General features: G+C 64.9%; 13 protein-coding genes. 10 read left to right on the forward strand and 3 right to left on the reverse strand.

Features of this window, described 5'->3' with window-relative positions; translation table 11 throughout:
* Positions 1-216 precede the first annotated feature (216 nt).
* From zwf to O1Q03_RS23915, 5 genes are all read left to right on the forward strand, one after another.
* Positions 217-1,686, forward strand: a complete 1,470-nt coding sequence (gene zwf, locus O1Q03_RS23895; protein ID WP_269506492.1) for a glucose-6-phosphate dehydrogenase — start codon at positions 217-219, stop codon at positions 1,684-1,686.
* Positions 1,687-1,774: 88 nt separating this feature from the next.
* Complete coding sequence (gene pgl, locus O1Q03_RS23900) at positions 1,775-2,455, forward strand: 6-phosphogluconolactonase (protein ID WP_269506494.1); 681 nt, start codon at positions 1,775-1,777, stop codon at positions 2,453-2,455.
* Positions 2,433-4,361 (forward strand): bifunctional transcriptional regulator/glucokinase, encoded by a 1,929-nt coding sequence (locus O1Q03_RS23905; RefSeq protein ID WP_269506495.1) that lies wholly within the window; start codon positions 2,433-2,435, stop codon positions 4,359-4,361. The genes pgl and O1Q03_RS23905 overlap by 23 nt, the downstream gene beginning before the upstream one ends.
* 337 nt (positions 4,362-4,698) lie before the next feature.
* Complete coding sequence (locus O1Q03_RS23910) at positions 4,699-5,055, forward strand: DUF1493 family protein (protein WP_269506497.1); 357 nt, start codon at positions 4,699-4,701, stop codon at positions 5,053-5,055.
* 73 nt (positions 5,056-5,128) lie between these two features.
* Positions 5,129-5,590 carry a type VI secretion system amidase immunity protein Tai4 gene (locus O1Q03_RS23915; RefSeq protein ID WP_269506498.1) on the forward strand — a complete coding sequence of 154 codons (462 nt, stop codon included), beginning with the start codon at positions 5,129-5,131 and terminating at the stop codon, positions 5,588-5,590.
* 146 nt (positions 5,591-5,736) lie between these two features.
* Here O1Q03_RS23915 and O1Q03_RS23920 read toward each other — a convergent pair whose 3' ends face one another.
* Positions 5,737-6,954 carry a Bcr/CflA family multidrug efflux MFS transporter gene (locus O1Q03_RS23920; protein WP_269506499.1) on the reverse strand — a complete coding sequence of 406 codons (1,218 nt, stop codon included), beginning with the start codon at positions 6,952-6,954 and terminating at the stop codon, positions 5,737-5,739.
* A gap of 235 nt (positions 6,955-7,189) precedes the next feature.
* Between O1Q03_RS23920 and O1Q03_RS23925 the strand changes: the two genes are divergently transcribed.
* From O1Q03_RS23925 to O1Q03_RS23940, 4 genes are all read left to right on the forward strand, one after another.
* Entirely contained in the window at positions 7,190-7,642 is a 453-nt protein-coding gene (locus O1Q03_RS23925; protein ID WP_059448147.1) for a hypothetical protein, read from the forward strand.
* Between the two features lie 160 nt (positions 7,643-7,802).
* Entirely contained in the window at positions 7,803-9,086 is a 1,284-nt protein-coding gene (gene hemL, locus O1Q03_RS23930) for a glutamate-1-semialdehyde 2,1-aminomutase (RefSeq protein WP_175720514.1), read from the forward strand.
* 15 nt (positions 9,087-9,101) lie between these two features.
* On the forward strand, positions 9,102-10,223 hold the full coding sequence (gene ribD, locus O1Q03_RS23935) for a bifunctional diaminohydroxyphosphoribosylaminopyrimidine deaminase/5-amino-6-(5-phosphoribosylamino)uracil reductase RibD (RefSeq protein WP_269506500.1): 1,122 nt from the start codon (positions 9,102-9,104) through the stop codon (positions 10,221-10,223).
* A gap of 14 nt (positions 10,224-10,237) precedes the next feature.
* The gene (locus tag O1Q03_RS23940; RefSeq protein ID WP_269506501.1) at positions 10,238-10,867 is read left to right on the forward strand and encodes a riboflavin synthase; all 630 of its coding nucleotides are present in this window, start codon (positions 10,238-10,240) and stop codon (positions 10,865-10,867) included.
* 43 nt (positions 10,868-10,910) lie between these two features.
* Here O1Q03_RS23940 and O1Q03_RS23945 read toward each other — a convergent pair whose 3' ends face one another.
* Together O1Q03_RS23945 and O1Q03_RS23950 are read right to left on the reverse strand one after the other, a co-directional pair.
* Positions 10,911-11,294 carry a type II toxin-antitoxin system death-on-curing family toxin gene (locus O1Q03_RS23945; RefSeq protein ID WP_269506502.1) on the reverse strand — a complete coding sequence of 128 codons (384 nt, stop codon included), beginning with the start codon at positions 11,292-11,294 and terminating at the stop codon, positions 10,911-10,913.
* Positions 11,291-11,518 (reverse strand): transcriptional regulator, encoded by a 228-nt coding sequence (locus O1Q03_RS23950; RefSeq protein ID WP_009889671.1) that lies wholly within the window; start codon positions 11,516-11,518, stop codon positions 11,291-11,293. The genes O1Q03_RS23945 and O1Q03_RS23950 overlap by 4 nt, the downstream gene beginning before the upstream one ends.
* Before the next feature lie 56 nt (positions 11,519-11,574).
* On the opposite strand from O1Q03_RS23950, the gene O1Q03_RS23955 reads away from it, so the two are divergent.
* A complete protein-coding gene (locus tag O1Q03_RS23955; protein WP_332112548.1) occupies positions 11,575-14,010 on the forward strand; it encodes a TOTE conflict system archaeo-eukaryotic primase domain-containing protein in 2,436 nt (811 codons plus the stop codon).
* The last annotated feature ends 45 nt before the right edge of the window (positions 14,011-14,055 follow it).

Genomic DNA, 14,055 nt, shown 5'->3' on the forward strand with positions numbered 1-14,055 from the left:
ACGGCGCGCGGACGATGCGCGCCGTCAATGTCCGATAACATTCGGCACAAGGCGTTCCCGAAGGCGAAGCTCGCGCAGCTCATCGACCGCACTTCTTTTTTTCTTCACCCAGGTGCTACCCCTTGCGGCGGATTGTAGTTAAACTACAATTCAGTGTCAAAAATATTTTTATCGCACTACGGATTCGCTTCCCAGCCCCCAACACGGCGGAGACACATGCATACCGATTCCAGTTTTACCTTCGTACTTTTCGGCGGCACCGGCGACCTGTCGATGCGCAAGATCCTGCCCGCGCTGTTCGAAGCGCACCGCGGCCACATGCTCGCGGAAAGCGGCCGGATCGTTGCCGTCGCACGTCACGAATCGGATCGGGCCGGCTATCTCGAATGGGTCGACACGCACGTGAAGCCGCACGCGGCGAAGGCGGCCGGCAACGCATTCGACGACAGCGCGTGGAAATCCTTCCTCGAGCGCATCGAATACGTGAAGCTCGACCTCGGCCGCGCGGAAGACTACGTCGTGCTGCGCGACGCGGTCGCGCAGCTGCCCGGCATCCGCGTGTTCTATCTCGCGACGGGCCCGTCGCTGTTCGTGCCGATCTGCAAGGCGCTTGCATCGGTCGGCCTCAACGAAGGCTCGCGCATCGTGCTCGAGAAGCCGCTCGGCTACGACCTGAAGTCGTCGAATGCGATCAACGACGCGGTCGGCGAGATCTTCGCGGAAGGCCAGATCTACCGGATCGACCACTACCTCGGGAAAGAGCCGGTACAGAACCTGCTCGCGCTGCGCTTCGGCAACGCGTTGTTCGAACCGCTGTGGCGCCGCGAATGGGTCGAGAGCATCCAGATCACGATCGCGGAAGAGCTCGGCGTCGAGGCGCGCGGCGATTTCTACGACAATACGGGCGCGCTGCGCGACATGGTGCAGAACCACCTGTTGCAGCTGCTGTCGATCGTCGCGATGGAGCCGCCGCACTCGATGGATTCCGACTCGGTGCGTGACGAGAAGCTGCGCGTGCTGCGCGCGCTGAAGCCCGTCGATCCGCGCGACATCGGCAAGGTCGCGGTGCGCGGCCAGTATCATGCAGGCGTGATCAAGGGCGCGCAGGTGCCGGCCTACGCAACCGAGCCGGGCGTGAAGCCCGACAGCCAGACCGAAACCTTCGTCGCGCTGAAGGTCGAGATCGAGAACTGGCGCTGGGCCGGCGTGCCGTTCTTCCTGCGCACCGGCAAGCGGCTGGCCGATCGCGTCGCGGAGATCGTCGTCAACTTCCGCCCGGTGCCGCACTCGGCGCTCGGGCCGACCGCGCTGCGCCCCGGTGCGAACCGTCTCGTGATCCGGCTGCAGCCGAACGAGACGATCCGCCTGTACTGCCTCGCGAAGCAGCCGGGCGAAGGGATGAACCTCGCGAGCGTGCACCTCGACCTCGCGTTCGACCAGTTCTTCAAGGAAGGACAGATGGAGGCGTACCAGCGCCTGCTGCTCGACGTGATCAACGGCCGGCTCGCCCTGTTCGTGCGTCGCGACGAACAGGAAGCCGCATGGCAATGGGTCGAGCCGATCCTGAACGAATGGGCGCGCACGCTGAAGCCGCCGAAGCCGTATGCGGCAGGCACGTGGGGACCGGCCGCGTCGAGCGCGATGCTCGCGCAGCACGACACCTGCTGGCTCGAAGAAGAAAACTGATGCAAACCGTTGCCGCGTGCGCGAATGCGCGCGGCAACGTGCCCCACGATTCGCACGAATTGAACAGACAAAGCAGTCCGGAGGAGATGTGATCGAGATCCACGCTTTCGACACCCAGGAAGCGCAAAGCGAAGCGCTCGCGCGCGCCGTCGGCGATGCGCTGCGCGCCGCGGTCGGCGGCCCCGTGCGCCCCACGCTTGCGGTGTCCGGCGGCACGAGCCCGCGCCCGTTCCTGCAAACGCTGTCGCACGCGGCGCTCGACTGGGCCGGCGTCGACGTCACGCTGGTCGACGACCGCTGGGTGCCGGAGGACGACGCGGCCAGCAATGCGCACCTCGTGCGCGACACGCTGCTGCAGCACGCGGCGGCCCCCGCCCGCTTCCTGCCGCTCGTCGACACGCGCGTGTCGCTCGACGCGCACGTCGCCGCGCTCAACGCGAACGCCGACTACCGCGTGCCGACCGTCGCGGTGCTCGGCATGGGCGAAGACGGCCATACCGCGTCGATCTTCGCCGACGCGCCCGAATGGGACCACGCGATCACGACGCCCGAACGCTTCGTCGCCGTGCATCCCGGCACCGCGCCGCATGCGCGCGTGAGCTATTCGCTCGATGCGCTGAAGCGCGTCGACTGGCTGTTCCTGCTGATCGCGGGTGCCCGCAAACGCGACGTGCTCGACGCCGCGGCCGCGTCGCTGCAGAAGAACGCGATTTCCCAACTGGCCAACGACAAGGGGACCCAGCTCGATGTCTACTGGTGCGCAAAGTAAGGCGGTCGTCGCGGGTCAGCATGCCGACGGCCCGCGCCTGCTCGCGGACGTCGGCGGCACCAACGCGCGCTTCGCGCTGGAAACCGCCCCGGGCGAGATCACGCAGATCCGCGTCTATCCTGGCGCCGACTATCCGACGATCACCGACGCGATCCGCAAGTATCTGAAGGACGTGAAGATCAGCCGCGTGAACCACGCGGCGATCGCGATCGCGAACCCGGTCGACGGCGACCAGGTCACGATGACCAACCACGACTGGAGCTTCTCGATCGAGGCGACGCGCCGCGCGCTCGGCTTCGACACGCTGCTCGTCGTCAACGACTTCACCGCGCTCGCGATGGCGCTGCCCGGCCTGACCGATGCGCAACGCGTGCAGGTCGGCGGCGGCGCGCGCCGCCAGAACAGCGTGATCGGGTTGCTCGGGCCCGGCACCGGGCTCGGCGTGTCGGGGCTGATTCCGGCCGACGACCGCTGGATCGCGCTCGGCAGCGAAGGCGGTCACGCGTCGTTCGCGCCGCAGGACGAGCGTGAAGACCTCGTGCTGCAGTACGCGCGCAAGAAGTTTCCGCACGTGTCGTTCGAGCGTGTGTGCGCCGGCCCCGGCATGGAGATCATCTATCGTGCGCTCGCCGCGCGCGACAAGAAGCGCGTGGCCGCGACCGTCGACACGGTCGAGATCGTCGAGCGCGCGCATGCGGGCGACGCACTCGCGCTCGAAACGGTCGAATGCTTCTGCGGGATTCTCGGCGCGTTCGCGGGCAGCGTCGCGCTGACGCTCGGCGCGCTCGGCGGCGTGTACATCGGCGGCGGCGTCGCGCTGAAGCTCGGCGAATTGTTCACGCGCTCGTCGTTCCGCGCGCGCTTCGAGGCGAAGGGCCGCTTCACGCACTATCTCGAGAACATCCCGACCTACCTGATCACCGCCGAATACCCGGCGTTCCTCGGCGTGTCGGCGATTCTCGCGGAGCAGTTGTCGAACCGTTCGGGCGGTGCATCGTCGGCCGTGTTCGAGCGGATCCGCCAGATGCGCGACGCGCTGACGCCGGCCGAGCGCCGCGTGGCCGATCTCGCATTGAACCATCCGCGCTCGATCATCAACGACCCGATCGTCGACATCGCGCGCAAGGCCGACGTGAGCCAGCCGACCGTGATCCGGTTCTGCCGCTCGCTCGGCTGCCAGGGGCTGTCGGACTTCAAGCTGAAGCTCGCGACCGGCCTCACCGGCACGATCCCGATGAGCCACAGCCAGGTGCATCTCGGCGACACGGCCACCGACTTCGGCGCGAAGGTGCTCGACAACACGGTGTCCGCGATCCTGCAACTGCGCGAGCATCTGCATTTCGAGAACGTCGAGAACGCGATCGAGATCCTGAACAGTGCGCGCCGCATCGAGTTCTACGGGCTCGGCAATTCGAACATCGTCGCGCAGGACGCGCACTACAAGTTCTTCCGCTTCGGGATTCCGACGATCGCGTACGGCGACCTGTACATGCAGGCCGCGTCGGCCGCGCTGCTCGGCAAGGGCGACGTGATCGTCGCGGTGTCGAAGTCGGGACGCGCGCCCGAGCTGCTGCGCGTGCTCGACGTCGCGATGCAGGCCGGCGCGAAGGTGATCGCGATCACGTCGAGCAACACGCCGCTCGCGAAGCGCGCGACCGTCGCGCTCGAGACCGATCACATCGAGATGCGCGAATCGCAGTTGTCGATGATCTCGCGGATCCTGCATCTGCTGATGATCGACATCCTCGCGGTCGGCGTCGCGATCCGGCGTGCGTCGACCAACGGCGAGCTGCCGGAGGCCGTTGCGCAGGCGCGGGCACGTGCCAGCGACGACGAAACGGCCGACGTGCTCGACTGGTTGAGCCACGGTGCGTCGTCGGGGGCGAAGGACGTCGCGCGGGATTGACGCTTCGGCGAAAATCCGTCGATCCACGGCACCCCGAACGCTGGTTTCAAGCCCGGCGTTCGGGGTGTTTTGCATGAGCGGCCCCGCCCCGAACAACAGCGGCCCGGCAATCGTCGATGAGCATTCCATCCATCGCGGCACGTGACGTCATACGTTCGTACACGCTCACATTTTCGAACAAGTCCGATTGTCAGTGGATGTCCAGACTCGGTAACTTCCTTCACTCCGAGTGATGCCGCCGTCTCGGTCCGACGCGATACATGACGCGTTTCTCACAGAACTCCGATTGGTATCGACGGCATCACGTTCAAACAGTTTGCGGAGAGGGGGTGCTCCGATGAGCCAGCTTACATGGAACGAGTTTGAGGATTTCGTGAAAAGGGAGGCCGGTGTGAGTCCCGAAAAAATTCTCACAAAAGGCCATGCCGTCGAAGGCGAATTGGATATCACTGACGACGATGCGGTCGAGTTCATGGAGAGCTTCTTCGATAAATTTCCGGTGCAAGTTGAAGACTTCGAGCTCAATCGCTACTTCTCAGGAGAGGGCTTCAGCCTGATTGAAGTGGCACTGATGGCTTTCTCCAGAAAACGCCGAGAAAAATATGACAAAGTGCCACTGACTCTAGGCATGCTCTATCAGGCTATTTTGGATGGAGAGTGGAACAATCAGCGCTTGGAAAGTCTGCCGCGGTGATTGCACCTCGCCAAATAGACCGGTTTATTTTTTAGGCGATGTGTTCGCTCCGTACACACCTGTGGAATCTGCCATGAGACAAAATCCGCTGCTCCGGTGTGTGATGTTTGGGGTACTGACGTTAGCGGCACAACCGGGCCACGCAATGGACGCAACGCCGTCGCCGCAGGCCGGCACCCGAACCTACGCGCAGAACGACAAGGACATGGTGCTCGCCGAATGCATCGCGACCGCTTATCGGAGTGAACCGTCCGCTGCGATGGACGCGGGAAGCAGCGCCAGCGCACTGATGGACTGGACCGACTTCGATCTGGAACGGAACCCCGACGCGGGCAAATCGCTGGTCAATCGTTTTCTTGCACGCGACTATCGCAATCCGGTCGTCGAGTCCGAAATCAAAGGCATCCGGTTTGATTTCTTGAAATGCCTGGACCTGTACCACAGCCAGGAACTCGATGCGCAGGTCAAACGGTTCGTGATCAACCCGAAGCGCAGCTATCGACTCGACAATCGCTCGTCAGACCGCTCCAAGTGACGCAGACGTCGAAATCAATGCATGACGCGCATTGCCGGTTGGCGGGGTTCCATCGACGTGGTGTTCGCTTGTGTTATCGCTTCGGCGAATACCGTCGATATACGCCCGCCCTATCAGCCGCCCCTCCGCCAGCTCCGCCGCGCCGCTCAAGCGTCGGCGCTCACCGGCCGTCCATGCCAGCGCAGCACGAGATAGCGCCCGACGAAGCACAGCACGCCGGTAACGCCGATCGTCACGCCCATCGCGAACGGCGTGCCGTCGGCCAGTGCACCGATCGCGACGCTCGCGATTGCGCCGAGCGCAAGCTGCATCGCACCGAACACCGCCGCCGACGCGCCCGCGTTGTGCGGATAGCGATGCATCAGGTCGGTCGTGCAGTTCGCGGACAGGATCCCGACCACGCCGACCACGAAGAACAGGCACACGACGATCGACCACAGCCCGCCCCACCCTGTCAGCGCGACGAGCGCGACCGCGAGCGACGCGATGCCGCTGACGAGCGATGCCGCCGAGATGATACGGAGCGAGCCGAGGCGGCCGACGAGCCGCGTGTTGGTGAAGTTGCCGATCATGATCCCGACGACGTTCAGCCCGAACAGCAGCCCGTAGTGTTGCGGCGACACGTGGAAATATTCGATGTACACGAACGGCGTCGCGGTGATGTACGAGAACATCGACGCGAACGCCATCCCGCCGCACAGCATGTGCCCCCATGCGACGGGATCGGACAGGATGCGCCCGTACGACGCGAATGACGCGAGCACGGCCGCGCTCTTGCGACGCTCCTTCGGCCAGGTTTCGGGTACGCGCAGATACGCGGTCGCCGCGCACAGCGCGCCGAACACGGCGAGCACGACGAACACGCCGCGCCAGCCGGCAAAGCGCAGGATCTGGCCGCCGATCAGCGGCGCGAGCAGCGGCCCGACGGCGGTGACGATCGCGACCATCGACAGCACCTTCGCCGCATCGGTCGGCTCGTGCGCGTCGCGCGCGATCGCGCGGGCGAGCACCGACGCGGCGCCCGCGCCGAGCGCCTGCAGAAAGCGCACGAAGATCAGCATGTCGATCGAGCCCGACACGAAGCAGCCGATGCTGGCGAGCGTGAACAGCGCGATGCCGCCGAGCAGCACCGGGCGGCGCCCCCACGTGTCGGACAACGGGCCGTACAAGAGCATGCCGATCGAGAAGCCGGCCATGAAGCTCGTCAGCGTGCGCTGCGCGGCGCCGGGGCTCACGGAGAAACCTGCGGCAATCGACGGCAGGCTCGGCAGGTACATGTCGGTAGCGATCGGCCCGCAGGCGGCGAGTGCGCCGAGCAACAGGATCAGCCGGGCATCGGGCCGGCGCCGGACGACGTGGGACATGGGTATCCGGATTGGGGCCCGCGCGCATCGGGGCACGCGTGGCGGTGAAGACGGGAGGCCGCGCCGCAGGCGGCACGATCAGGCCCATGATTGTACGCGCAACTTTCTCGCATGCCGCCGGGCCTATGCGGCGCAAGGCGGGCGAGCGCCTCGCATGCGGGTCGCGAGCGGATTCGATTAAGCTTGCTGCTCTACCGCGCTTTCGTCTGACCAATTCAACCGCACGACCGAACCGATGACCGCTTTCCTGCTGATCTGGAGCCCCAAGAAATGGCCGTGGCCCGAGCTCCCCGACGTCGCCGCGCGCGTGAAGGCCGGCGAGGCCGTGCATGACGTGTGGGGCTGCGGCTTCGCGCGCGGCATTCTGCCGGGCGACCGCGTGTTCCTGCATCGCGTCGCGAAGGAGCCGAAGGGCGTGTTCGGCTCGGGCTACGTGACGCGCGCGCCCTATGAAGTGCCCGATCCGGCGACCAAACGCGGCTACCGGCTCTGCATCGACTTCGTGTACGACTGGCTGGTCGACGCGCATCAGGACGTCGTGATCCCGCGCGACGCGCTGCGCGTGCATCCGTACTCGGTGCAGACGTGGGACGCGCAGAGTTCCGGCACGTCGATCAAGCCGATGGTCGAAGGGCCGCTCGAGAAGCGCTGGGCCGAGCTGACCGGCAAGCGCAAGCCGCCAAGATAAACGGGCCGAATCGACACACCACTCGTTTCCTCACGCGCCGAAAGGCCGCAGACCCCGCCGCGGGCCCGCCGCGCGCGTCTCCGGTACAATCGGACGATCGTTCCGCAGGCGCCGCGGCCCGTGCACAGGCCCCCGCGCCCTTCTCTCGCAGGTTTCGCTCATGTCCAACAATCAGATCCTCTTCGAACGCGCCCAGAAGACCATTCCGGGCGGCGTCAACTCGCCGGTGCGCGCCTTCCGTTCGGTCGGCGGCACGCCGCGCTTCGTGTCGCGCGCGCAAGGCCCGTATTTCTGGGATGCCGACGGCAAGCAGTACATCGACTACATCGGCTCGTGGGGCCCGATGATCGTCGGCCACGTCCATCCGGAGGTGCTGTCGGCCGTGCAGAACGTGCTCGCCGACGGCTTCTCGTTCGGCGCGCCGACCGAGGCCGAGATCGAGATCGCCGAGGAAATCTGCAAGCTCGTGCCGTCGATCGAGCAGGTGCGGATGGTGTCGAGCGGCACCGAAGCGACGATGAGCGCGCTGCGTCTCGCGCGCGGCTTCACGGGCCGCAGCCGCATCGTGAAGTTCGAGGGCTGCTACCACGGCCACGCGGACAGCCTGCTGGTCAAGGCCGGCTCGGGCCTGCTGACGTTCGGCAACCCGACGTCGGCCGGCGTGCCCGCCGACATCGCGAAGCACACGACCGTCCTCGAATACAACAACGTCGCCGCGCTGGAAGAAGCGTTCGGCGCGTTCGGCGACGAGATCGCCGCGGTGATCGTCGAGCCGGTCGCCGGCAACATGAACCTCGTGCGCGGCACGCCGGAATTCCTGAACGCGCTGCGCGCGCTGTGCACGAAGCACGGCGCCGTGCTGATCTTCGACGAAGTGATGTGCGGCTTCCGCGTCGCGCTCGGCGGCGCGCAGGCGTATTACGGGATCACGGCCGACCTCACCTGCCTCGGCAAGGTGATCGGCGGCGGGATGCCGGCTGCCGCGTTCGGCGGCCGCCGCGACATCATGGCCCACCTCGCGCCGCTCGGCGGCGTGTACCAGGCCGGCACGCTGTCAGGCAACCCGATCGCGGTCGCCGCGGGCCTGAAGACGCTGCAGCTGATCCAGGCGCCGGGCTTCTACGACGCGCTCACCGCGCAGACGAAGCGCCTCGCCGACGGCCTCGCGGCCGAAGCGCGCGCGGCCGGCGTGCCGTTCGCGGCCGACTCGATCGGCGCGATGTTCGGCCTGTACTTCGCCGAGCGCGTGCCGACCAGCTTCGCGGAAGTCACGAAGAGCGACATCGAGCGCTTCAACCGCTTCTTCCATCTGATGCTCGACGAAGGCGTGTACTTCGCGCCGTCCGCGTACGAGGCCGGTTTCGTGTCGAGCACGCACGACGACGCGGTGATCGACGCGACGCTCGCGGCCGCGCGCCGCGCGTTCGCGGCACTCGCCGCCTGACCCGGGTCCGCGCGCATGTTCTCGGATACCGATTTCGCCCACATGGAGCGTGCGCTCGCACTGGCGGCGCGCGGCATGTATACGACGGCGCCGAATCCGCGCGTCGGCTGCGTGATCGTCAAGGACGGTGTCGTGATCGGCGAAGGCTTCACGCAGCCGGCCGGCCAGGACCACGCGGAAGTGCAGGCGCTGAAGGATGCGCGTGCGCGCGGCCATGACGTCGCGGGCTCCACCGCGTACGTGACGCTCGAGCCGTGCAGCCACTTCGGCCGCACGCCGCCGTGCGCGAACGCGCTGATCGAAGCGCGCGTCGCGAAGGTCGTCGCGGCGATGGAAGACCCGAACCCGCAGGTGTCGGGGCGCGGCCTCGGAATGCTGCGCGATGCCGGCATCGACGTGCGCTGCGGGCTGCTGGCGAGCGAAGCGGGCGAACTGAACATCGGTTTCGTATCGCGGATGACGCGCGGCCGCCCGTGGGTGCGGATGAAGACGGCCGCGTCGCTCGACGCGCGCACCGCGCTGCCGTCCGGCGAAAGCCAGTGGATCACCGGCGAGGCCGCGCGCCTCGACGGTCACGCGTGGCGCGCACGCGCGTGCGCGATCCTCACCGGTATCGGCACCGTGCGCGAGGACAATCCGCTGCTGACCGTGCGCGGCATCGACACGCCGCGCCAGCCGCAACGCATTCTGGTGGACAGCCGCCTCGACTTGCCGCTCGATGCACGCCTGCTCGAAGGCGCGCCGCTGCTGATCTTCTGCGGCCGGCTCGATGCGGCCGGCGAGGTCCGCGCGAACGTGCTGAAGTCGCGCGGCGCCGAAATCGTGCCGCTCGCGAACGCGCACGGCAAGGTCGACCTGCCCGCGATGCTGGCGGCGCTCGGCGCGCGCGGCGTCAACGAACTGCACGTCGAAGCCGGCCACAAGCTGAACGGCTCGCTGCTGCGCGAACAGTGCGTCGACGAGCTGCTCGTGTATCTCGCGCCGAGCCTGCTCGGCAGCGACGCGGCCGGCATGTTCGACCTCGCCGCGCCGGCGAACCTCGACGCCAGGACGCGGCTCGCGTTCCACAGCGTCGAGCGGATCGGCGACGATCTGCGGATCCTGGCGCGTATCGCGCCGTCCCCCGCCACTCACTGAACGGGATCGCCACGATGTTTACCGGAATTGTCGCGGCCGTCGGCCGCATCGAATCGATCAATCCGCTGGGCGCGTCGGCCGACGCGGGCGTGCGCCTGACCGTGCAGGCGGGCGGCCTCGACCTCGCCGATGTCGCGCTCGGCGACAGCATCGCGATCCAGGGCGCGTGCATGACGGTGATCGAAAAGACCGCCACCGGCTTCGACGTCGACGTGTCGCGCGAAAGCCTGAACCGCACGGTCGGCCTCGCGCAACCGGGCGAAGTGAACCTCGAGAAGGCGCTGCGCGCGCACGACCGGCTCGGCGGGCACATCGTGTCGGGCCACGTCGACGGCCTCGGCACCGTGACGCGCTTCGCGCCGATCGGCGAATCGCACGAACTGCGGATCGTCGCGCCGCGCGAGCTCGGCCGCTATCTCGCGTACAAGGGTTCGATCACGGTCAACGGCGTGAGCCTGACGGTCAACACGGTCGACGATCGCGCGGACGGCTGCGAATTCTCGATCAACCTGATTCCGCATACGGTCGACGTCACGACGCTGCGGCACGTAAAGGTTGGCGACAAGGTCAATCTCGAAGTCGACATGATTGCGCGGTATGTCGAAAGGATGCTGTCATCGACGTCGCTTATGGGACGCTCGTAATTGGTTCAACCAGCGCGAGTTTGGAATGTGATTGCTCGCCGACTTACTCGGCGATCCGCTGGCGGAACCACTCTGCCAGGGCGGCTTCGTCGAGCGCACCAGCAGCAACCGTTTCCATGGTCCTGACGGCATCGGCCGGGTCAAACTTCAGCCGATAGCCATTGTCTGCCAGGAAAAGGCGCGCAACGACCCAGGCGGTTCTCTTGTTGCCGTCTGTAAAGCCGTGGTTCCGCGCTAACCCATAGGCATACGCAGCGGCCAGCGCCGCCGCGTCCGCACTTGCATAGACATCGAGATTCTGCGGCCGCGCCAGTGCCGACTCCACCGCGCCTTTGTCACGCACGCCATCAAGCCCGCCATGCTCAGCAAGCTGGCGATCGTGGATTGCGTAGGTTAGATCCGCACGGACCCAGCGCCATTCAGTCATTTAGCCAGTGCCCGCAAAATGTCGCGGTCATCGTGCATGATCTCTTCCGCCAGCTTCATCTGGCGTTCAAAATCCGGGTTGTACGGCGTAATCCGGTAGCCGCCTTCGGGCGCCTCGGTCAAGTATACGGTGTCGCCCTTCTGCACCTTGAGCCGCGCCATCGCCTCCTTGGTAAGGATGAAGCCAGCCGAAGCCCCGACCGTTGTTACCTTGAATGTAAGCATGATGCCCTCCTCGCTATATAATTTTCATTATATAGTAATTGCTCGAAGGACAAGGATTGAACCGCGCCCCCACAGTTGGTGTTCAGGGACAGAAAGGTGTCCGCAACCTTCGCGACGCGACATCGGAAACTGGCGAGCTGAAGTATTTGCGCGCTGAAAACGCGCGGCTCCGGGCCATGCTAGATGCGCACGGCATCGACTTAGAAGGTTCGTTGGCCCAGGCCGAGCCAGTAGCCCTGCAGCCGTCCGGGGCGTCCCGGCTTAGCACGGACGAGAAAGTCGCTTTGTTTCGCCGGCTGTTTCAAGGGCGTACCGACGTTTATCCGGTCAGATGGCAAAGTAAGGCTGGCAAATCAGGCTACTCACCCGCTTGTGCCAACGAGTGGAGACCCGGTATTTGTGAGAAACCCCGGATCAAATGCTCCGACTGTGGCCACCGCCTCCTGATACCGTTGTCCGACGAGATCGTCTATGACCACCTTGCTGGCAGGCACACGATCGGCGTCTACCCCCTGCTGGCTGACGATACCTGTCATTTTATTGCCGTCGATTTCGATGACGCCGACTGGCGGGAAGATGCCCAGGCTTTCAGATCGTCATGTACTGAGCTAGGCATACCAGCCGCGCTGGAAATCTCACGATCCGGCAATGGCGCGCACGTCTGGATTTTCTTCCGATCAGCCGTACCAGCACGGGATGCGCGACGCTTAGGCACCGCGATCATCAGCCACACATGCGCGCGAACCCGGCAATTGAAGCTAGCATCCTACGACCGCCTCTTCCCCAATCAAGACACGATGCCGAAGGGTGGCTTCGGCAATCTAATTGCACTTCCGCTGCAAAAGACGCCTCGCGAGCAGAATTGCAGCATTTTCGTCGACGAGGACTTCCAACCCTACACCGACCAGTGGGCCTACCTGGCATCGCTCCAGTCGATGGCGACCAACTCCGTCGAGCAGGCCATTATGGACGCTACGGGTGGCACGCATCCTCTCGACGTAACCTTCATCGCCGAGGAGGACCAAGCGAAACCGTGGAAAGGCCGCAAAAGCCAGCAAGACACACTACCGGGTCCGATGCCGGCTTCGCTCTCTGTCACCGCAGCCAATCTCCTCTATTTCGAGAAAACATGCCTCCCCCAGCCTCTGCTAAACCGGCTGGTCCGCCTCGCCGCCTTTCCAAATCCCGAATTTTTTAAGGCCCAGGCCATGCGCTTCCCTGTCTGGGACAAACCACGAATTATCGGCTGTGCGGAAAACCATCCGAAGCACATCGCGTTGCCGCGCGGATGTCTCGACGCCGCCTGCAAGTTGCTTCGTGACAACAGAATTAAGTGCGAACTTCACGACGAGCGGTTTTCGGGCAAACCCCTTGATGTCGCCTTTTCAGGTACGTTACGAGCCGATCAGGAAGAGGCTGTCACGGCGATGCTTCGGCACGATACCGGGGTGCTATGCGCGCCAACCGCGTTTGGCAAAACAGTGACCGCGGCAGCCCTGATCGCTCGACGCGGTGTTAACACATTAGTCCTTGTGCACCGAACCGAGCTACTTCGGCAATGGCAGGAGCGACTACAGGCATTTCTCGGTGTCGGCAAAGGCGTTGTCGGAACGATTGGAGGCGGAAAGGCGAAGCCCAGCGGAAGAATCGATATTGCCGTCATGCAGTCGCTCTCACGCCGTGGGGACACGAGTGAGCTGATCGAGCAGTACGGGCATGTGATCGTGGACGAATGCCACCACCTCTCCGCAGTCTCATTCGAAGGATTGCTGAAGCGGGCTCGACCGAAATATGTACTCGGGCTGACTGCGACACCAATCCGCAGAGACGGCCAACATCCGATCATATTCATGCAGTGCGGACCTATCCGCCATACTGCCTCGCGGCCAGACACCGCACCACACGACCTTGAGGTCATTCCCCGAATCCAGTCTGCGACGATTGACCTACCCGCCGAAGCAGGTATTCAGGATGTATTCCGGCATGTCGCTACCGATCCGCACCGGACGGCCGCCATCGGGGATGAGGTGGTCGGTGCGCTTTCCAGCGGGCGCAAGGTTCTCGTTCTCACCGAGCGCACCGAACACGTCGCGGCCATCGAACAAGTTCTGACCGGAAAAGTCGGGAAGATTTTCACACTGCATGGGCGCATGTCGAAGAAACAACGAAATCTCGTAATCGCCGAACTCGAAGCGTTGCGGGCAGATGCTCCGCGAGTGGTTCTGGCAACCGGCAAGCTTGTGGGCGAAGGCTTCGACCATCCCCCGCTTGATACGCTCGTACTCGCAATGCCCATCTCGTGGAAAGGGACGCTTCAGCAATACGCTGGAAGGCTGCACCGAGAGCACGCAACGAAAGCCGATGTTCGTATCCTCGATTTCGTCGACACAGGACATCCGGGCTTGCTTCGGATGTGGGACAAGCGCCAGGCAGGTTATCGCGCAATGGGATATCGGGTGGAACACACTAACCCGACCCATCGGCTTCTGTAGTGGCCGGTCAACGGCAGGAAAGTTCTGCGAGCCACAACCTGGCAC

This window comes from Burkholderia sp. IMCC1007 (assembly GCF_027257875.1).
In the GTDB taxonomy this organism is placed as follows: domain Bacteria; phylum Pseudomonadota; class Gammaproteobacteria; order Burkholderiales; family Burkholderiaceae; genus Burkholderia.